This is a genomic window from Actinomadura bangladeshensis (assembly GCF_004348335.1).
Lineage (GTDB): Bacteria > Actinomycetota > Actinomycetes > Streptosporangiales > Streptosporangiaceae > Spirillospora > Spirillospora bangladeshensis.
This window is the reverse complement of record NZ_SMJW01000054.1, coordinates 17102-37547: the sequence shown is the minus strand read 5'-3', so window position 1 is coordinate 37547 and position 20446 is coordinate 17102. Positions and strand designations below refer to the sequence as shown.

Sequence of the window (20446 nt, the reverse complement as noted above, 5' to 3'; positions counted from 1 at the left end):
CCACCCTCGCCACCCTCACCGCCCCGCTGGACGCCTCCACCTCCGACCGCGCCCGCGTGGTCGCCGCCGCCATCACCGAGCACCGCGTCGTCCGCCTCTGCTACGGCGACGCCGGCGCCAACGTCACGATCCGCGAGGTCGAGCCCGTCACCTGCCTCGTCCACCGCGACCACTGGTACCTCGTCGGCTGGTGCCGGATGCGGCGCGGCGTCCGCGCCTTCCGCTTCGACCGCATCCTCGCCGTCGAGTCCACCGGCCTGCGCGCCCGCCCCCGCCGCGCCGACCGCTACCTCCCGTTCCAGCCCAGGGGGGCGACCCCCTGGAACCCCCGTTAGCGACGCAGGCGATCCTCACGCCGCCGTTGCGGTCCATCGTGCCCGTGCCGGCGTGCGCGGCGTCGCTGCGGTCGCCTGCGTCGCCGGGCATGCCCGCGTTCTGGTGGCTGGGGTTCAAGCCGGGGTGTAGAAGGAGTCGACGGCCGGTTGGCCCGTGTAGTTCGGGCCTGCTCGGTCGTCGGCTCCTATGTAGTGGTAGGGCAGCTCGATCTTGCGGTGGCCGCGTAGTGAGATGCGGCGGCGCCTCGGGTCGTAGGCGAAGCCCGCCCGGCACAGGGACGCTGTCAGGCGGCGGCCGGCCTCGGCCAGGACGTGGACGCCCAGTTCGCGGACGTAGCCCTTCAGCGTCCGTTCGCGGTTCATGGCGCAGTTCGCCACGATCGATGATCTCTCCAGGGCGGCGTCGTCCAGCATGGGGCGATACTGCCCGATCAGACGGCCGCGGTGCGGTCGACCGCGTCCGCCACGACGGCCGCGATGTCGTGGGTGCGGGCGTGGACGCCGCGCTGGTGCCGGGCGCCGTTGCCGCGTTCGAGCAGGCCGCGGAGGAGGCGGGTGGCGGGTTCGAGGTCGCCGGCGCGGTCGAGCGCGGGAGTGAGGTGGTCGAGCAGTGCCCCGACGACCGCGGCGGCGGGGGCGGCGCGGCAGGTGCGCGGGTGGACGAGGTCGCCGCGCAGGCCGGAGCGGCCCGCCCGCCACATCGCCAGCCGCATCAGGTCGGCCCGCACCGGGTCGGGCGGCGCGCCGGCGTGCCACGCCTCGGCCGCGGTGTCGACCAGGGCCCGGACGAACGCGGCCATCAGCACGGCGTCGTCGGCGTCCAGGCAGACGTCCGGTACCCGGATCTCCACCGTCGGGTAGTGCCGGGACAGGCGGGCGTCGAAGTAGATCATGCCCTCGTCGACGAGTGCGCCCGTCGCGAGCAGCGCCTCGATCGTCGACCGGTACCGCGCGGCGGAGCCGAACAGCTCGGTGGGGCCGCTGGACGGCCAGCGGCTCCACACCTGGTGCCGCCAGCTGTCGTAGCCGGTGTCGGCGCCCTGCCAGAACGGCGAGTTGCCGCTCAGGGCCAGCAGCGGCGGCAGCCATGGCCGGATCCGGTCGAGGACGGCGACGCCCTCGTCCGGCGAGTCGATGCCGACGTGCACGTGGCAGCCGCAGGTGAGCTGCTCGTCGGCGGCGGGCCCGTAGGCGTCGGCCATCCGCAGGTAGCGGTGCGACGGGGTCAGCGACGGGCGGACGCTCACCGGCGAGGTGGCGAGGGCGGCGACGGCGGCGCCCACCCCGGCCGCCGACTTCGCCGCCGCCAGCCGCGCCGTCCGGACGTGCTCGGACAGCTCCCCGAGCGTCCGGCAGACCGGCGTCGCGGTCTCGAGCTGCTCGCGCTGCAGCTCGGTCTCCAGCGATCTCGACCGCCGGCCGCCGGTCAGGAACAGTTCGTCGTGGCGCCGCGCGTAGCGGATGACGGAACCGGAGACGGCCTGCGGCGCACCGCTCGCCGGGTCGACGAGGAGCAGCTCCTCCTCCACCCCGAACGTGCGCGGACCCGTGTGAACACTCACCAGGGTCTCCTTCCCGCGAGTGCACCGATGTACGTCGCGGAAGGGGATCGTCCTGGTCGCGGCCCTGTGCCTACACTGCGCCGGCAGTTGACCCGGCACTTGCTCGAAAGCTGGTGGTATGTCCTATCTCGTCGGCTACTGGGCCGCCGGCGCCGTCGACGGGCGGACGCTCCGGGCCCTCATCGGGCATCCGGACCTCGAACTCGCCGGCGTCGTGACCGGCGCCCCCCGCCAGGAGGGCGTGGACGCCGCCGAACTGGCCGGAACCGGGCGCCCCCTGGGGATTCTCGCTGCCGGTGACCCCGCCGGGCTGCTGGCGAGGCGGCCCCACGTCGTCTGCCACACCGGCGGCTCGATCGACGATCTGTGCCGTGCGCTGGAGGCGGGCGCCGGGGTCGTCTCGACGGGCCCGCCCGCGTTGCTGGACCCGCCGTCCGCCGACCCGGCCGTGGTCCGGCGGCTCCGCGCGGCCTGCGCGACGGGCGGGGCCGCCTGCCTCGCGCTCGGCACCGGGCCGGCGGGGGACGTGCTCCCGGCGCTGCTCAGCGGGGGCTGCGGGCGCGTCGAGGCGATCAGGATCACCGAGTTCCGGCGAGTGGGCACGCAGGCCGCCGCCCGGTTCGGGCTCGGCGCGCCCATCGGCCGCCGCCCGCCGATCGTGCGGCCCGGCGCGCCCGTGCGGCGCTGGGGGCCGGTCGTCCGGCTCCTCGCCCGGCACCTGGCCGTCCCGCTGGACGATCTCACCGAGACCCACGAGGTGTGCGCGGCCCCTGAGGAGATCGACGGCCCCGCCGGCCGGATCGCGAAGGGAGCCCTGGCGGGCCTGCGGTTCCAGGTGTCGGGCGTCCTGCGCGGCCGGCCGGTGATCACCGTGGACCGCGTGGTGCGGGCGCGCGCCGACCTCGCTCCGCACTGGCCGGCCCCGCCGTTCGGCGCCGAGGACGGCCACCGCGTCGAGATCGCCGGCGAACCGGCCGTGCGGATGGACCTCGCCGGCGGCCGCGCCACCGCGCACCGCACGGCCGGCGCCGTCCCGGCGGCGGCCGAGGCCCCGCCGGGCCTGCACACCCCGCTGACGCTGCCGGTGGTCACCGGCCGGCGGCTGCTCCGCTGAGCCAGCCGGCGATCAGCGTCCCGGTCTCCTCCAGGCGGTCGACGTAGAGCATGTGCCCGGCCTCGATCTCGCTGATCACGAGGCCGGGACCGAGCGCCGCGCGGCAGTCCACCACGAACTCGGGCCGGACGAGGTCGGCCCGCGCCGCGATCACCAGGTGGGTGGCCACGTCCGCCGGCGGCGTGAGGTGCGGGCGGGCCATCTCCGAGTAGGCGGTCACCACCGCCGCCGGCTCGAACCGCCACCGCAGGCGCCCGTCCGGGGACGGCTCGAGGTGCTCGGCGACCTCCTCGTCCACGGCGCCGGCCGGCGCGTCCGACCAGCGCGCCGCCCGGTACGCGCGGGCCTCGGCGGCGTCCGCGAACGACACCGGGACCAGGTAACCGCGGGCCTCCCGCGCCGCGTCCGCCGGGGCGAGCCCGATCGCCGGGTCGAGCAGCAGCAGCCGCCGCACCCGCCGCGGCGCCGTCCGCGCCAGATGCAGCGCGATCATCCCGCCGTAGGAGTGCCCGACGAGGTCGGCCCGCTCGACGCCCTCCGCGTCCAGCAGGGCCAGGACGTCCGCCACGTGCCGCTCGACCGTCCACGGCGGCTCGTGCGGCGACCGCCCGTGCCCGCGCAGGTCGGGCGCCAGGACGGCGCGGTCCGCGAGATACGCCTCCGCCGTCCGCCGCCACCGCGCCCCATGGCCCGTCACCCCGTGCAGCAGGACGACGGGTTCGCCCGCCGGGTCTCCATATCGATGCACATGCAACGCCGCGTCCGTCATCGGGAACCCTCCGTGGAGACTCCCACCCACTGGCCAAGATGTCCGAGCCCTCGGCCAGTGGGTGGTCGCGTCCGCTGCCGGACGGGGGCGAGCCGTCCACGGTGACGGTGAGCCGGGACGCGGCCGGGCCGGCGGTGTCGGCCTGTGGAGCCGGTATCAGACCTCAACGGGAGTCCTCCCGGACGGGGCAGTCGGCAGTGGAGCAGGAGACCCAACCGGCGACGGTTGGAATCCCCTGCCTCTTGGCAGGAGAGGAGGCCAAGGAGTGAAGCGTATGCGAGCGAGGTCAAGCGCCGTCACGGACGTCCTTCACCGGCCAGGGCCCGGACCGGTCAGGGGCGCTCCCACCGGACGGAGCTCAGCGCCAGCAGGGCGACGTGGAACGACACGCAGGACTCCACGTCGTCGAGATCGGCGTCGAGGACCCGCTCGATGCGGCGCAGCCGCTCGTAGAAGGCGGGACGGGACAGGTGCGCCTGCTGCGCGGCGACCGCCTTGTTCCGGCCCGCCTCCAGGTAGAGCTCCAGGATGCGGGTGAGGTCGCTGCCGCGCTGCGCGTCGTACTCCAGCAGCGGCCCGAGCTCCCGCTCGACGAACGTCTGGACGCGGGCGTCGTCGCGGAGCAGGTGCAGCAGGCCGCGCAGCCGCAGGTCGGGGAGCCGGTAGAACAGGCGGGCGCCGGAGCCGCGGGCGGCGACGTCGGCGACCTGCTCGGCCTCCAGGAACGACCTCCGCACGTCCTGGATCGTCTCCACCACCGACCCGGCCGCCATCACCGTGTCACCGGACCGCTTGCGGACGCGGGTGGCGACCTCGGTGAGCGCCGTCTCGGCGTCCGCGCGGGCCGGCAGCGAGGCGAGGACGCCGACGCGGGCGTGCGGGCCGCCCTCGTCCAGCACGCCGACCAGCGCGGCGAGGCGGGCGTCCCGGCAGGCCGCGGCGGCCGTCTCGGCGAGCGCGGACAGCTCCCCGACCGGCGGCGCGGGCGAGCCGGGGCCGCGGTGCCGCAGCACCACGCCGAGCAGCCGCCGGCCGGACAGCGGCACGCCGAGCGCGCGGGCGCGGGCCGCGGCCTCCTGCGGGTCGGAGTAGGCGTGCGCGAGGATGCGGGCGATGATCGTCCCGTGCGCCTGCCGCTCGACGCTCTCGGCGTGCCGGTCCAGCAGCCGGCCGAGCGCGAGGGTGGTCGCGGCCCGCTCGATCAGCACGGTCTCGCGCGGCGTCGGCGGCGACCCGAGGTCGACGATGAGGCGGCCCCAGTCCTCGCCGCGGGCGCCGACCATCGTCACCAGCCAGCCGGACACCGGGTCGTAGCCGGTGCGGCGGCCCGGCCGCACCGCCCGCGACCGGGTCTCCCACGCCGACAGCAGCTCCGCCGGGTCGGCGCCGGCCGCGTCGGCGGCCAGGACCTGGTGGGCGAGGTTCTCCAGCACGACCGGGTGCCCGCCGAGCGCGGCGACCTGCCGGACGACCTCGTCGGTGGAGGCGCCCTCGACCGACAGCTGGGTGAAGATCTCGTGCAGCCGCTCGGAGGCGCGCAGCTCGGCGAACTGCTCGCGCACGATCCGGGCGTGCACGGCCTCGGTGATGTCCACGAACGCGGGCTCGTGCGCGAGGACGACCACCGGGAGGCCGTGGTCCTCGGCGGCCGAGACCAGCGCGGGCGGCAGCACGCTGGCGTAGCGCCGGCCCAGCTCGATCATCAGCCCGCTGACCCCGACCTCGGCGAGGTCGGCGATGTAGGCGCGCAGCCGCTCCGGCTCGTCCGGCAGCGCGATCCCGGTCGTCAGCACGAGCTCGCCGCCGTGCAGCAGGTGCGCGATGTCGGTGACCTCGGCGACGTGCACCCAGCGGACGCGGTTGCCGGTGCGGTCCGCGCCCGCGACGACGCGCGGCTGGCCGCGGCGGACCGCGTCGAGCTGGAGGACGTCGTCGACAGTGGGCAGCATCTCGCCGCGATGATATCCGGGCGGTACCGCCCCCGAGCAGACCGTTAACGGGAAGCACCCGGTCCTGACACTCTGCGGCTGGCCCGGGACGTCGGCACCGCCGAGACTTGGGGCATGTCGGAACACGCGAACCTGCTCCGGCGCCACCGGGCGGTCATGCCGTCCTGGATGGCGCTCAACTATTCGGACCCCATCGAGATCGCCGGCGGCAAGGGCGCCCGCGTGACCGACGCCGAGGGGAACGGCTACCTCGACTTCTTCACCGGCATCCTCACGAACATGCTGGGCTACGACGTCCCCGAGGTGCGGGACGCGGTGGAGCGGCAGCTCGCCACCGGCGTCGTGCACACCTCCACCGCCTACCTGCTGCGCGGCCAGGTCGAGCTGGCCGAGAAGATCGCCCGGCTGTCCGGCATCCCGGACGCGAAGGTCTTCTTCGCCAACTCCGGGACGGAGGCGAACGAGACGGCGCTGCTGCTCGCCGCGTACGCGCGGCGCAGCGACCAGGTCCTGGCGATGCGGCAGAGCTACCACGGCCGGTCGTTCGCGGCGGCGGGCGTCACCGGCAACCGGGCCTGGCGGAACCTGTCGTTCTCGCCGCTGGACGTCCACTTCCTGCACGGCGCCGACCGGCACCTCCCGCAGTTCGCCGGCATGTCCGACGAGCGGTACATCGAGGCGTGCGTCGCCGACCTGCGGCACGTGCTCGCCACCGCGACCGGCGGGGACGTCGCGGCGCTCGTCGCCGAGCCGATCCAGGGCGTCGGCGGCTTCACGATGCCCCCGGACGGCCTGTTCGCCGCCTACAAGAGCGTCCTGGACGAGTTCGGCATCCTGTTCATCTCCGACGAGGTGCAGACCGGGTGGGGGCGGACGGGCGAGCACTTCTGGGGTATCGGCGGCCACGGCGTGACCCCGGACATGATGACGTTCGCCAAGGGCCTCGGGAACGGCTTCGCCGTCGGCGGCGTCGTCGCGCGCGGCGACCTCATGGACGCGCTGCCCGCGCTCGGCATCTCCACGTTCGGCGGCAACCCGATCTCCATGGCCGCGGCGAACGCGACGCTCGACTACGTCCTCGACCACGACCTGCAGGCCAACGCGGCGAAGCAGGGCGCGACGATCATCGACGGTCTGCGCCGGGCCGCCGGGCGGCTGCCGATCGTGTCGGACGTCCGGGGCAAGGGCCTGATGTTCGCGGTCGAGCTGACCGACCCGCGCACCGGCGAGCCGAGCCCGCCGCTCGCCGCCGCGCTGATGGAGGCCGCCCGCGAGCGGGGCCTGCTGATCGGCAAGGGCGGCCTGTACGGCAACGTGGTGCGCATGGCGCCGCCGATGACCCTGACCGCCGCCGAGGCCGCCGAGGGCCTCGGCATCCTGATCGCATCGCTCGAGACCGTGAACGAGGAAGCCGCATGACCAAGCGCGTCACACACTGGATCGGCGGCAAGCCGTTCGCCGGGGAGTCCGCGCGGCGCGGCGACCTCTACGAGCCCGCGTCCGGCCGCGTCGCCGGGACGGTCGACTTCGCCGGGCGGGACGAGGTCGACGCGGCCGTCGCCGCGGCCAAGGCCGCGTTCCCCGGCTGGCGGGACGCCTCGCTCTCCCAGCGCACCGGGGTGCTGTTCCGGTTCCGCGAGCTCGTCGGCGCGCACCGCGACGAGATCGCCCGGCTGATCTCCTCCGAGCACGGCAAGGTGGTCTCGGACGCGGCGGGCGAGGTCGCCCGCGGCCTGGAGGTCGTCGAGTTCGCCTGCGGCATCCCGCACCTGCTCAAGGGCGGGTTCTCGGAGAACGTGTCCACCCGCGTGGACGCCTACTCGATCCTTCAGCCGCTGGGCGTCGCGGCGGGGATCACCCCGTTCAACTTCCCGGCGATGGTGCCGATGTGGATGTTCCCGGTGGCGATCGCGTGCGGGAACACGTTCGTCCTCAAGCCGTCGGAGAAGGACCCGTCGGCGTCGGTCCGGCTGGCGGAGCTGTGGGCCGAGGCCGGCCTGCCGGATGGGGTGTTCAACGTCCTGCACGGCGACAAGGCCGCCGTGGACGGGCTGCTGCACCACCCCGACGTGAAGGCCGTCAGCTTCGTCGGCTCCACCCCGATCGCCCGGTCCATCTACGCGGCGGCCGCGGCGAACGGCAAGCGGGTGCAGGCGCTCGGCGGCGCGAAGAACCACATGCTGGTGCTGCCGGACGCCGACCTCGACCTCGCCGCCGACGCCGCCGTGTCGGCCGGGTTCGGCTCGGCGGGGGAGCGGTGCATGGCGATCTCCGTCATCGTCGCCGTGGACCCGGTCGGGGACGAGCTGATGGACAAGATCCGCGAGCGGGTCGGCAGGCTCAAGGTCGGACCGGGCGACAACCCGGAGGCGGAGATGGGCCCGCTCGTCACCGGCGCGCACCGCGACAAGGTGGCCTCCTACCTGGACTCCGGTGTCGCGCAGGGAGCCACCCTCGCGATCGATGGGCGCGACCCCGACGTCCTCGGCGGCGCCGGCGGCGGGTTCTGGCTCGGCCCGACGGTCCTCGACCACGTCACCCCCGCGATGGACGCCTACAAGGACGAGATCTTCGGCCCGGTGCTGTCGGTCGTGCGGGCCGGCTCCTACGAGGCGGCCATGGAGCTGATCGCCGCCAACCCGTACGGCAACGGCACGGCGATCTTCACCAACGACGGCGGGGCGGCGCGCCGCTTCCAGAACGAGGTGGAGGTCGGCATGGTCGGCGTGAACGTGCCGATCCCGGTGCCGATGGCGTACTACTCGTTCGGCGGCTGGAAGGACTCGCTGTTCGGCGACAGCCACGCGCACGGCATGGAGGGCGTCCACTTCTACACCCGGACCAAGGCCGTCACGTCGCGATGGCTAGATCCCAGTCACGGCGGTGTGAATCTGGGCTTCCCCACCAGCGGCTGACGAGCGTCCGATCGCGTGCGGCCGGTGACCCCCGCGGGCACCGGCCGCACGCATCCGCAGGTCGCGGGACGCGGGTTTGGGAATTTCCCACGGCCGCCGAATTTCGTCGTTGATTTTTGTCCGCCGCCGCGGTGCGAATAATGCCAACACCCATTGACTGGCTCTGTGTCCGGCGACACAATCTGACTGTCTCAATTAATTGAGGCGAAATTGAAAAGTCAGAGTCGGTAGTCAAGGGAGCCGCGCCATGACCGCAGGCGACCACGCCGCGGAGGCGGACGCGCTGGGAAGGCGATTTCCGGGCTGGACCATCTGGTTCGGCCTGTGCACCCGCCACTGGTGGGCGCTGCCGCCCGCCGGCCGCGACGTCGGCGACTTCCTGGAGGCCGACACCCCGCAGCGGCTGATCGCACGGATCGAGGTGGTCAAGCAGGCCGCACCGAGGCGGCCGCCGGCACCGCGGCCGGCCCCTCTGGACCACGGCCGCTCGCGGCCGTCCCGCGACACCCGGCCGGACGTGCGGCGTCCCTCGAACCTCCGCCGTATCGAGGGCGTCACACCGTCGCCGTTCGGCCGGGCACCGGTGATCGCGTGGCCGGGCAGCACCGCACGGTGATCCGCTGTTCCCCACCCCTCGCCACGCCCGCCGGTGCCGCCGCGGCCCCGGGACGGACGGCAGCCCGCGCCATATCCCTCTCCGGCAACCTCCGTGTATGGCGCGGACGCCAGCACCCGCCGTCCCCCGGGGCCCCGGCGGACCCCTCATCCGTGATTCGCCGCCCGGGGCCGTCCGAAAAGGCGGACGTAATGGTGCGGAAATGGTCAGGTAATTCTTACCTTCCGGAAACGCGGCGGGCCGGCGCCCCGGTCGCGATCTTCGGTAATTGCCCGCCGCCGCACGCTCCGCCGTAGGGAAAGGCGCCGGAATACCGGCGATCGAATCGCGGCGGCCCGCCGGAGCCATCGGAATGGCGGTTCGGACCGGCCGCCGGCGCCCGCTCCCCGCGGGTACCCGCCGTCCCGCCGGGCCGGACGCGCTACGCTGCGCCGATGGGCCCGTTCGCGAGGGGGAGGGCCCGGGGCACGGATCGGGAGCGACATGCGGCGGACGGCCACGGCACGGGTCACCACGACGCGCGCCAGGGCGGCGGGCGCCCTGCTGGCGGCCGCGGCGCTCGCCGCGGGGGTCCTCGCCGGCTGCAGCGACGACGGCGGCGGCGAGCCGGTCGGCGTCGCCAAGGCCGCGACCACCCTCGGCCCCGGCGAGGGGATGCTCAACCTCGTCGCGCTGCCCGGCTCCATCGAGAGCGGCGGCACCGACCCGCGCGTCGACTGGGTCACCCCCTTCCAGGAGCGCACCGGCTGCAAGGTCGGGCTGAAGGTCGCGCGGACGCCCGAGGAGATGGCCGGCCTCATGCGCGACCCGGACCGCCGCTACGACGGCGTCGCCGCGCCCCCCGAGGTGGCCGGCCGGCTCATCGCCGAGAACCAGGTCGTCCCCGTCAACACCGACCTCGTCGACGGGTACAAGAAGCTCGAACCGAAGCTACGCGGGCTGCTGGAGCGGGACGGCAAGCACTACGGCATCCCTTACGTGTGGGGCTCGAACCTGCTCATGTACGACACGCGGACCGTGCCGCCGCCCGCCGGCTGGGCCGCGATCTTCGATCCCGCCCAGGCCCGCCGCTACTCCGGCAGGATCGTGATGCGCGACAGCCCGCTCGCGATCGCCGAGGCCGCGCTCTATCTCAAGGGCAGCGAGCGCAAGCTCAAGATCCGCGACCCGTACTCGCTGACGCCCGGGCAGCTCGCCGCCGCCGGGCGGGTGCTGGCGAAGCAGCGCCCGCACGTGGGGGAGTACTGGGACCTCCCCGCCGACGCGATCAGCGCCTTCGCGGGCGGCCGCGCCGTGCTGGGCCAGGCGTTGCCCTACCAGGTCGACGTGCTGAGCCGCGCGGGCCGGGCCGTCCGGGGCGTCGTCCCGGCCGAGGGCGCGACCGGCTGGATGGACGCGTGGATGATCGGCGCCCGCGCCCAGCACCCGAACTGCATGTACCAGTGGCTGCAGTGGACGGCGTCGCCGGACGTCCAGCAGCAGGTCGCCGAGTGGACCGGGGTGGCGCCCGCCAACCCGCAGGCGTGCTCGGGCGACCGGCTGAGGTCCGGCTTCTGCGCCGCCTACCACGTCGGCGACCGCGGCCACCTCGACAAGATCATCTTCGCGCACGCGCCCGCGAAGCGGTGCGGCGGCGACTCGGACGGGAACGACTGCACCGACTACACCGAGTGGACGCGCGTCTGGATCGAGGCGACGCACCCGCAGTCGGTGAAGAAGCCGCAGGCCAAGCCCTGATCGGGACGGCGGCCTGCGGATCCTAAGGGTCTCTCCGGCGCGCCCGGCCGCCCCCAGCCGGGCGCGCCTGCCGGGTGGTCCCGGGCTTCCCCCCGAACGCCCGGGTCACCCTTCTCCCTGGAGAGACCTCCACGACGACGGACGCGAGGCCCGCCGCCCTCGCCGGCGCCGGCTCCCCGCCCGGCCGTCCGGCGTCCGTGCGCGGCTCCCCAGGTCCCCGCCGCGGGCGGGGTGCCGGCGGGGCGGGTGCGCATTCGTCGCACGCGAACACCCCGGACGAGTCCGGCAGGCGGCCGACGCGGACGCGCGGCCGGGGCCACTTCTTGCGGCAGACGACGCAGGCATCGCCCAGAAGCTGGGCTTCGGTCAGCCCGTCCGGGTCCACCGTCGGCTCGCCTGTCTGGCCCATGTTCCATCCCCCTGGCGGGAGTCGCCTTCACGTGACTCCTTTATAGGCGCGGCAGGGTGTTGGCACCGTTACCGCACGTGAAAAGGGCGGCAAAGCCTCCCGTGTCGGTGCCGCGCCGGCGGGGGGACGGACTATGCGCCCGCGCGCGGGCCGGGCGTACAGGCCGGGCATATGCAGACCAGGGCTATGCGAGCACCGTTCGGGGGCTTTGCCGTTGTTTGGAGCCGATGTGCGTACAAAGGAGACATGTCGGCACGGAAGGGCGTTCTCTCGCACATCCGGCCGCACAGGCTGCGCGCGATACGGGCGCGCGTGACGCTGGAGGAGGCCTCCGCACTCGGGTTCCTGCTGATCACCGCGGTCGCCGTCGCGGCCGTCGTGCTGCACGTGTACGCGGATGCCGCCACCGGCGTGCTCGTGGCGGTCATGGCGGTGCTCGCCGCCGCGGTCTCCGCGCTCGCCTGGTGGCGCCTCAGGCATACGGTGGTGCGGGCACTGCGGCCCGTGCAGCGGCTCAGGGCGGACCTGATCGACGTCGCCGACGCCACCGAACCGGGCGCCCGCGTCGGCGTCCCGGCCACCGGCGACGACGTGGAGCGGCTCGCCGGCCGGGTCAACCTGCTGCTCGGCCGGCTGGAGACCTCGGCCGCGCAGCGCCGGGCGTTCATCGCCGACGCCTCGCACGAGCTGCGCACTCCGCTCACCGGCCTGCGGACCCGCATCGAACTGGCCCTCGACGACCCCGAGGACGGCGACCTCGCCGACAACCTGCGGCACGCGCTGGACGACGTCGAGCGCCTGCACCGGATCGTCGAGGACCTGTTCGTCCTGGCCCGCCTCGACTCCGGGGACCTGCCGGAGCGCCGCCGGGTGGACCTCGGGGCACTGGTGGAGTCCGAGGTCGCCGGACGGAGCCCGCCCGTCCCGGTGACCGTCAAGGCGGAGCCGGGGATCATGGTCATGGGCAACCAGCCGCGCCTGTCCCGCGTCCTGTTCAACCTGCTCTCCAACGCCGAGCGCTACGCCGTGGCGCACATCGAGGTCCACGCCCGCGCCGTGGGGGAGGAGGCCGTCGTCGAGGTGCACGACGACGGCCCGGGCATCCGGCCGGACGACCGCGACCGGGTCTTCGAGCGGTTCGCCCGGCTGGACGCCGCCCGCAGCCGGGACAAGGGCGGCAGCGGCCTCGGCCTGCCGATCGCGCGGCAGATCGCCATCGCCCACGGCGGGACGCTGTACGTCGCCAACGGCGCCTACGGCGCCCGCCTCGTCCTCCGCCTGCCGCTCGCCCGCTGACCGCTCGCCCGCCGACCGCGCGGCCCGGCGGACCCGGACGGCGGGATGCCGGACAATGGAGCGGTGATGTCTTCCTCAAGCAGCGACAGCGCGAACACGGCCGCCCGCGAGGTCGTCGTTCTCGGCTCCACGGGTTCGATCGGCACCCAGGCGATGGACGTGATCCGCCGCAACCCCGGCAGGTTCCGGGTGGCCGGGCTCGCGGCCGGCGGCGGGCGGGTGGACCTGCTGGCCGCGCAGGCGCTGGAATTCGGGCCGGAGGTCGTCGCGGTGGCCAAGGCGTCCGCCGCGCAGGACCTGCAGCTGGCGTTCTACGCCGAGGCCAAGCGGCGCGGCTACGCCGCCGGCGACTTCGCCATCCCGAAGATCGTCGCGGGCCCGGACGCGGTCGCCGAGGTCGCAGCCTGGCAGTGCGACGTCGTCCTGAACGGGGTGACCGGCGCGCTCGGCCTCGCCTCGACGCTCGCCGCGCTGGACGCCGGCCGGACGCTCGCCCTCGCCAACAAGGAGTCGCTGATCATGGGCGGCCCGCTGGTCAAGGAGCGGGCGCGGCCCGGGCAGATCGTCCCGGTCGACTCCGAGCACTCGGCGCTCGCCCAGTGCCTGCGCGGCGGGAGCGCCGGCGAGGTCCGGCGGCTCGTGCTGACCGCGAGCGGCGGCCCGTTCCGCGGCCGGAACCGCGCCGAGCTGGGCGAGGTGACCCCCGAGCAGGCGCTGAACCACCCGACGTGGAACATGGGCCCCGTCGTCACCATCAACTCCGCGACCCTGGTCAACAAGGGCCTGGAGGTCATCGAGGCGCACCTGCTGTTCGACGTCCCGATGGACCGGATCCAGGTGATGGTCCACCCCCAGTCGGTCATCCACTCGATGGTCGAGTTCACCGACGGCGCGACGCTCGCGCAGGTGAGCCCGCCCGACATGCGGCTGCCGATCGCGCTCGGCATCGACTGGCCCGACCGCGTCCCGGACGCCGCGCCCGGCATCGACTGGACGCGGGCCCACACGTGGGAGCTGTTCCCGCTCGACGACGAGGCGTTCCCCGCGGTGGCGCTCGCCCGCCGCGCCGGTGAGCTGGGCGGGACGGTCCCGGCCGTTTACAACGCCGCGAACGAGGAATGTGTGGACGCGTTCCGCGCGGGACGGCTCCCGTTCCTCGGGATAGTCGACACCGTCGCGCGGGTAGTGGAGGAGCACGGCTCGGGCACCCCCGGGGAGCTGGCGCTGGACGATGTCCTCGCGGCCGACGGGTGGGCGCGGGCCAGGAGCAGGGAACTGACCGGAACCGGCTGACCCGGGAACCCCCGGGAACGAACCGAGGGGACCCCGATGGCCTTCTTGCTCGGCGCGGTGGCGTTCGTCGTCGCGCTGCTGGCGTCGGTGATGCTGCACGAGGGCGGGCACCTGCTCACCGCCAAGCGGTTCGGGATGAAGGCGACGCAGTACTTCGTCGGCTTCGGGCCGACCCTGTGGTCCACCCGCCGGGGCGAGACCGAGTACGGCGTGAAGGCGATCCCGCTCGGCGGCTTCGTCAAGATCGTCGGCTACACGCCGCTGGAGGAGATCGACGAGGCCGACCGGGACCGCGCGTTCTACCGGCAGCCGGCGGGCCGCCGCGCGGTCGTCATCGGGGCCGGCGTCGTGGCCAACTTCGCGTTCGCCTTCGTGCTGCTGTTCGCGATGGCGATGACGATCGGCGTGCCGAGGCCGGGCACGGTGACCAGCACCGTCGACGAGGTCTCCGCGTGCGTGCCGGCCACGATGCGGGACGGGTGCGGCGCGGGCCGCCCGCCCTCGCCGGCGGCGCGGGCCGGGCTGAAGGCGGGCGACCGCATCGTCGCGTTCGACGGCGCGCCGGTCTCGGACTGGCAGGACCTCACCGCGGCCATCGGCCGGACGAAGCCGGGGCAGACGGTCGCGGTGGTGGTGCAGCGGCCCGGCACCGGCCGGGAGACGCTGCCGGTCACGCTCGCGGACGTCGGCGGCGAACCGTTCGTCGGAGTCTCCGCGAAGATCGTCGGTGCCGCCTACGACCGGGCCGGTCCCGTGGACGCGGTGCGGTTCGCCGGCGGCGGCATCGGCCGGACGGTCCAGGGCATCGGCACGGTCGCCGCGGACCTGCCCACCGCGATCCCGAGGCTGTTCTCGCCCGAGCGGGAGAGCACGCCCGGCGGCCAGGTCGGCAGCGTCGTCGGCGCGACCGAGGTGTCCGGGCAGATCTTCTCCTCCGACGACACCGCCCGTGACAAGGTCGCCCTGTTCCTGTCGCTGGTCGTGTCGGTGAACATCTTCCTCGGCGCGCTGAACGTCCTGCCCCTGCTCCCGCTGGACGGCGGGCACCTCGCCGTCGTCGCCTACGAGCGGGCGCGCGCGGGCGTCAACCGGATCCGGGGGCGGCCGGATCCGGGCACGGTCGACATGACCAGGCTGCTTCCATTGACCTATCTGGCGGTCCTGCTGCTGGTGGGGTTCGGCGTGCTGCTGATCCTCGCCGACGTGTTCAATCCACTCCAGCTGCCGAAGTGACACCGGATGTTTACGCGGCGTCACCGGATGGTCACACTGTTCGGTACCGGGTGCCGTCGAGTCAGCTGCTGCGGGCGCTTAGGCTTTGTACGGGGCCGCAAGTAAGAGGAGAGGGATGAGCGTTTCACTGGGAATGCCTAATGTCCGCGGCGAAGACGGGCAGGGGGCGCAGGGTACGAGCACGCCCCGCCGCAAGTCCCGGCAGATCATGGTCGGGAACGTTCCGGTCGGGGGCGACGCGCCGGTGTCGGTGCAGTCCATGACCACCACCCTCACCGCCGACGTGAACGCCACGCTGCAGCAGATCGCGGAGCTGACCGCGTCCGGGTGCCAGATCGTCCGGGTCGCCGTGCCCTCGCAGGACGACGCCGACGCGCTGCCGGCGATCGCGCGCAAGTCGCCGATCCCCGTCATCGCCGACATCCACTTCCAGCCCAAGTACGTGTTCGCGGCGATCGACGCGGGCTGCGCGGCCGTCCGGGTGAACCCCGGCAACATCAAGAAGTTCGACGACAAGGTCGGCGAGATCGCGCGCGCCGCCACGGACGCGGGCGTGCCGATCCGGATCGGCGTGAACGCCGGCTCGCTGGACAAGCGGCTGCTGGAGAAGTACGGCAAGGCCACCCCCGAGGCGCTGGTGGAGTCGGCGCTGTGGGAGTGCTCGCTGTTCGAGGAGCACGGCTTCCGCGACATCAAGATCTCGGTCAAGCACAACGACCCGGTCGTGATGATCGACGCCTACCGGCGGCTCGCCGCCGCCTGCGAGTACCCCCTGCACCTGGGCGTGACCGAGGCCGGTCCGGCGTTCCAGGGCACGATCAAGTCGGCGGTGGCGTTCGGCGCGCTGCTGGCCGAGGGCATCGGCGACACGATCCGGGTGTCGCTGTCGGCGCCTCCGGTCGAGGAGGTCAAGGTCGGCATCGCGATCCTGGAGTCCCTCGGGCTGCGCAAGCGCGGCCTGGAGATCGTGTCGTGCCCGTCCTGCGGCCGCGCCCAGGTGGACGTGTACACGCTGGCCGAGCAGGTCACCGCCGGGCTGAAGGACTTCCCCGTCCCGCTGCGGGTCGCCGTGATGGGCTGCGTCGTGAACGGGCCGGGCGAGGCCCGCGAGGCCGACCTCGGGGTCGCCTCCGGCAACGGCAAGGGCCAGATCTTCGTCAAGGGCAAGGTCGTCAAGACCGTCCCCGAGGCGCAGATCGTGGAGACCCTCATCGAGGAGGCCATGCGCATCGGCGAGGAGATGGGCATCGAGATCGGCGAGGACGGCTCGGTCACCGGGCCCGGCGCCGAGGTAGTGGTCGGCTGACCTGGCGATAGCGAACTCCGAAGGGCCCCGGGTGCGAACCCGGGGCCCTTTCGCATGCGCGGGCGGCCGCGCGCGGTCCGCCGCGTCCGGGACGCCGCAGGTGGTCACAAAGTTCCGTTGATCTTGTCACGATTCGGCATCCTCTTGCACCGGGCCCTGTCGGGGCTCGCCGCGACAGCGTCAAAATCTCCTGTCATTTACCCGTATGTCTGACTCAACCGGAGTCAGCACTTTAGGGGGATATGTGAAGAGGATCGTTGTCGTGGCCGCGGTGGCCGGGCTCGGTCTCACCGGCGTGGGCGCCACAAGCGCCCAGGCCGCGGGCCCCTCCGCCGGAACGGCCGGCAGTTTCGACCCCGCCGCGGCGAAGTGGCACGCGTGCCCCACGGACTTCGTGCAGACCGTGCACGACTTCTACGACGGCCTGTACCCGGTCTCCAAGATCGTGCAGTGCGCCGAGCTGCAGGTGCCGCTGGACTACGCCAAGCCGAACGGCACGAAGATCACCCTGCAGCTCACCCGGACGCCGCACACCGGCAAGGGCGCGGCCAAGGGCGACATCATCGTCAACCCGGGCGGACCGGGCGGCGGCGGCGCGCTGTTCGGGCCGCGCGTGTTCGCGCAGAACTCCGCCCCGATGCGCGACGCCTACAACGTCATCGGGTTCGACCCGCGCGGCGTCGGGATGAGCGTCCCGGCGATCACGTGCGACCCGACGGCCGCGAACGCGCCGCGTCCGGACTACGGCACCGGTGACTGGAGGTCGGTCAGCACCTGGCTCAAGCGGTCCAAGGCCTACGCCGACGACTGCGCGAAGAACGACCAGATCGGGCTGCTGAACCACGTCAAGACGGTCGACTCGGTGAACGACATCGAGTCGATCCGCAAGGCGCTCGGCAACGACAAGATCGACTACTACGGCGCCTCGTACGGCACCTACCTCGGGTCGGCCTACGCCACCATGTACCCGAGGAACGTCGACAAGATGGTGCTGGACGGCAACGTCGGCCCGTCGGACGTCTGGTACGACGCCAACCTCAAGCAGGACGTCCAGTTCGACATCAACATCGACTACTACTTCGGCTGGATCGCCAAGTACGACTCCGTGTACCACCTCGGCACGACCCAGCGCCAGGTGCGCGACTTCTTCTACGACCTGCGCGCGCAGCTCAAGAAGAAGCCGGTCTACTACACCGACGCCGACAGCGGGCAGACCCTCGCCGTCGGGCCGGACGAGCTGACCGACGTCATCCTGAACGCCGGGTACCGCCGCAGCCAGGCCGTCTGGCACGGCTACGCCGCCGCGCTGTCGGCCTACAAGGCCGGCGACACCGCCGCATTCGCCGGGACGTTCGGCGCCCCGACGACCGGGGAGTCCGACGACAACGGCAACGCGATGTACCTCGCCACCGAGTGCACGGACGTGCAGTGGCCGACGAGCTGGGCCAAGTGGCAGCGCGACAACACGCGGATCAACCGGAAGCACCCCTTCGAGACCTGGGGCAACGTCTGGTTCAACGCGCCGTGCCTGTTCTGGAAGGCCAAGGCCGGCACGCCGGTGAACATCGGGCACACGCGGGAGCTGCCGCGCAACATCCTGATGTTCCAGTCGACCGCCGACGCGGCCACCCCGTACGAGGGCGCGCTCGACATGCACCGCCGGCTCAAGGGCTCGCGCCTGGTGGTGCAGGACGGCGACCGCACGCACTGCATCGTGCACCGCGGCTCCGCCGAGGTGGACGCCTACTTCGACGCCTACTTCCTGCGGGGAGAGCGTCCGGAGCGGCGCACCGTGCACGTCCCGCAGCTCGGTGACCCGGTGCCGCCGTCGCCGGCGGCCGCCAGGACGCTGACCGGGACGGTCGCGCCGAAGGCCGGCGCCCTGAAGGCCGACGTCATCCGCTGACGCCCGCCGGACGGCCGAACGCGAGGGCCCCGGGGAGCGATCCCGGGGCCCTTCCGCGTCCCGCGGCCGCTACCCGGAACCGGGTGCGGCGAACGCGCACGGATGTCACGAAGTTCCGATGATCTTGTCACGATTTCGCATCCAGTCGCACCGCGCCCTGCCGTCATAAGCGACATAACCGCCACAATCTCCACGCAAATCCGCATCCGCTATGCATCGGCGCCGCTCCCCCCTCCGGCCCAACGACGGGGCATCCGGAGCCGCCGATCCGAGGGGGTCACGTGAAGAAGATCGTCATCGTCGCGACCACGGCGGTCGTGACGGCGGGGGGCGGCTTCGCCGCCGACGTCCCCGCGAGCGCGGACACCGGCCCCGCGGCCGGTGCCGCCCGGCCGGTGTCCGGAGTCGCGGCCGCGGGCATCGACTGGGGCAAGTGCGAGGTCAGCAGCCCGAGCGACCCGATGAACAACGCCCAGTGCGCGCAGGTCGAGGTCCCGCTCGACTACAGCCGGCCCAACGGGCGCAAGATCTCCATCGCGGTGTCGCGCTACAGGCACACCGACGAGAAGAACTACCAGGGCGTCCTGTTCGTGAACCCGGGCGGCCCCGGCGGCTCCGGCCTCGCCTACGCGCCCGCCCTCGCCCGCTGGATCGGCGGGGTCGGCCACGCCGACGTCGCCGCCAAGTACGACATCATCGGGTTCGACCCGCGCGGCGTCGGGTCCAGCAAGCCCGCGCTGACCTGCGACCCGAACTTCTCCGACCCGATCCGCCCGGACTACGTCCCGAGCTCGTGGAAGGAGGAGAAGGCATGGATCGCCAAGTCGCGCAAGTACGCGCAGGACTGCGCGAAGAAGTTCGGCTGGCTGCTGCCGCACATGCGCACCACCGACGCCGCCCGCGACGTCGACGCGATCCGCGCCGCGCTCGGCCAGGACAAGATCAGCTGGTACGGGTTCTCCTACGGCACCTACTTCGGCGCCACCTACGCCACGCTCTTCCCCAACCGCGTCAAGCGGATGGTCCTGGACGGCAACGTCAACCCGAAGACGGTCTGGTACGACTCCCAGCTCGAGCAGGACAAGGCGTTCGAGCACAACATGAAGGCGTGGTGGGCCTGGATCGCCGAGTACGACTCGATCTACCACCTCGGCAAGACCGAGAAGGCCGTCGAGGCGAAGTACTACGCCATCCGCGCCGCTGCCGAGAAGTCGCCCATCGGCGGGCAGATGGGCCCGGACGAACTGGACGACACCGTGCTGTCCGCCGGGTACAACACCGGCTACTACATCCCGTTCGCCGAGGCGCTGTCCGCATGGGCGAACGGCGGGGACGCCTCGGCGCTCCTCTACTGGATGAACCCCGGCGGTGACGACAACGGCTTCGCCGTCTACAACGCCGTCCAGGCCGCCGACGCGCGCTGGCCGCGCAACTGGAGCAAGTGGCACCACGACGCCGCGAAGCTCTACCGGCAGGGCTACCGGTTCAACACCTGGAGCAACGTCTGGTTCAACGCCCCGATCGCCTTCTGGCCCTTCCAGGGCGGGCCGGCGTTCCGGCTGCACGGCAGCCGGAACCTGCCGGGCATGCTGCTCGTCCAGTCCACGCAGGACGCGGCCACGCCGGTCGCGGGCGGCCTTGAGATGCACAAGGCGTTCCCGTCCTCGCGGCTGGTGTTCGAGGTCGGCGGCAAGACCCACGCCAACACCCTCAACGGCAACGCGTGCCTGGACGACAAGGTCGCCGCGTACCTCGACACGGGTGCGCTGCCGGCGAGCCACCGCGGACCGGACGCCTACTGCAAGGCCGTCCCGGCGCTGAACGACCCGGACCCGACGGCCATGACGCTGAAGGCCGCCCGCGCCGCCGCGGGCAAGGACCTTCCGGTCGGACGCCCGTAGGACCCGGCGGTACGCCGCGGCCCGTCCGCCCCCCTGCCGGGGCGGGCGGGCCGCGGTTCGTTTCGGGTCGGTGGCCCCGGTTGGCCCGGAATCGCGCGATCCCGC

At 73.2% G+C, this 20446-nt stretch carries 16 protein-coding genes; 12 read left to right on the top strand and 4 right to left on the bottom strand.

Features of this window, described 5'->3' with window-relative positions; genetic code table 11:
* A partial coding sequence (locus tag E1284_RS13395) for a helix-turn-helix transcriptional regulator (protein ID WP_131939377.1) occupies positions 1-335 on the top strand: 335 nt, incomplete at its 5' end.
* Positions 336-449: 114 nt separating this feature from the next.
* On the opposite strand, the gene E1284_RS13390 is transcribed toward E1284_RS13395, so the two are convergent.
* Together E1284_RS13390 and E1284_RS13385 are read right to left on the bottom strand one after the other, a co-directional pair.
* Positions 450-749, bottom strand: coding sequence for a hypothetical protein (locus tag E1284_RS13390; protein WP_131939376.1), 300 nt, complete (start codon positions 747-749; stop codon positions 450-452).
* A 17-nt stretch (positions 750-766) separates the two neighbouring features.
* Entirely contained in the window at positions 767-1897 is a 1131-nt protein-coding gene (locus E1284_RS13385) for a carboxylate-amine ligase (protein WP_207923734.1), read from the bottom strand.
* Between the two features lie 118 nt (positions 1898-2015).
* Here E1284_RS13385 and E1284_RS13380 point away from each other — a divergent pair, with 118 nt between their 5' ends.
* Positions 2016-3011: a dihydrodipicolinate reductase gene (locus tag E1284_RS13380; protein WP_131939375.1), complete on the top strand. Its 996-nt coding sequence runs from the start codon at positions 2016-2018 to the stop codon at positions 3009-3011.
* On the opposite strand, the gene E1284_RS13375 is transcribed toward E1284_RS13380, so the two are convergent.
* Positions 2986-3780: an alpha/beta fold hydrolase gene (locus E1284_RS13375; RefSeq protein ID WP_131939374.1), complete on the bottom strand. Its 795-nt coding sequence runs from the start codon at positions 3778-3780 to the stop codon at positions 2986-2988. The genes E1284_RS13380 and E1284_RS13375 overlap by 26 nt on opposite strands.
* Before the next feature lie 332 nt (positions 3781-4112).
* Complete coding sequence (locus tag E1284_RS13370; protein WP_131939373.1) at positions 4113-5729, bottom strand: PucR family transcriptional regulator; 1617 nt, start codon at positions 5727-5729, stop codon at positions 4113-4115.
* Between the two features lie 114 nt (positions 5730-5843).
* Here E1284_RS13370 and E1284_RS13365 point away from each other — a divergent pair, with 114 nt between their 5' ends.
* The 10 genes from E1284_RS13365 to E1284_RS13315 all read left to right on the top strand — a co-directional run bounded on the left by E1284_RS13365 (position 5844) and on the right by E1284_RS13315 (position 20341).
* Entirely contained in the window at positions 5844-7148 is a 1305-nt protein-coding gene (locus E1284_RS13365) for an aspartate aminotransferase family protein (protein WP_131939372.1), read from the top strand.
* Positions 7145-8644, top strand: coding sequence for a CoA-acylating methylmalonate-semialdehyde dehydrogenase (locus E1284_RS13360; protein ID WP_131939371.1), 1500 nt, complete (start codon positions 7145-7147; stop codon positions 8642-8644). The genes E1284_RS13365 and E1284_RS13360 overlap by 4 nt, the downstream gene beginning before the upstream one ends.
* A gap of 247 nt (positions 8645-8891) precedes the next feature.
* Positions 8892-9260: a hypothetical protein gene (locus E1284_RS13355; protein WP_131939370.1), complete on the top strand. Its 369-nt coding sequence runs from the start codon at positions 8892-8894 to the stop codon at positions 9258-9260.
* A 483-nt stretch (positions 9261-9743) separates the two neighbouring features.
* The gene (locus E1284_RS13350; RefSeq protein WP_131939369.1) at positions 9744-10997 is read left to right on the top strand and encodes an ABC transporter substrate-binding protein; all 1254 of its coding nucleotides are present in this window, start codon (positions 9744-9746) and stop codon (positions 10995-10997) included.
* 655 nt (positions 10998-11652) lie between these two features.
* Positions 11653-12702 (top strand): sensor histidine kinase, encoded by a 1050-nt coding sequence (locus tag E1284_RS13340; protein WP_165965248.1) that lies wholly within the window; start codon positions 11653-11655, stop codon positions 12700-12702.
* Between the two features lie 66 nt (positions 12703-12768).
* Positions 12769-13995: a 1-deoxy-D-xylulose-5-phosphate reductoisomerase gene (dxr, locus tag E1284_RS13335; RefSeq protein ID WP_131939366.1), complete on the top strand. Its 1227-nt coding sequence runs from the start codon at positions 12769-12771 to the stop codon at positions 13993-13995.
* 36 nt (positions 13996-14031) lie between these two features.
* Positions 14032-15228, top strand: coding sequence for a M50 family metallopeptidase (locus E1284_RS13330; RefSeq protein WP_131939365.1), 1197 nt, complete (start codon positions 14032-14034; stop codon positions 15226-15228).
* Positions 15229-15343: 115 nt separating this feature from the next.
* Entirely contained in the window at positions 15344-16534 is a 1191-nt protein-coding gene (ispG, locus tag E1284_RS13325) for a flavodoxin-dependent (E)-4-hydroxy-3-methylbut-2-enyl-diphosphate synthase (RefSeq protein WP_424923483.1), read from the top strand.
* 244 nt (positions 16535-16778) lie between these two features.
* Positions 16779-18440 carry an alpha/beta hydrolase gene (locus tag E1284_RS13320; RefSeq protein ID WP_165965247.1) on the top strand — a complete coding sequence of 554 codons (1662 nt, stop codon included), beginning with the start codon at positions 16779-16781 and terminating at the stop codon, positions 18438-18440.
* Positions 18441-18721: 281 nt separating this feature from the next.
* Entirely contained in the window at positions 18722-20341 is a 1620-nt protein-coding gene (locus tag E1284_RS13315) for an alpha/beta hydrolase (RefSeq protein ID WP_243714461.1), read from the top strand.
* The last annotated feature ends 105 nt before the right edge of the window (positions 20342-20446 follow it).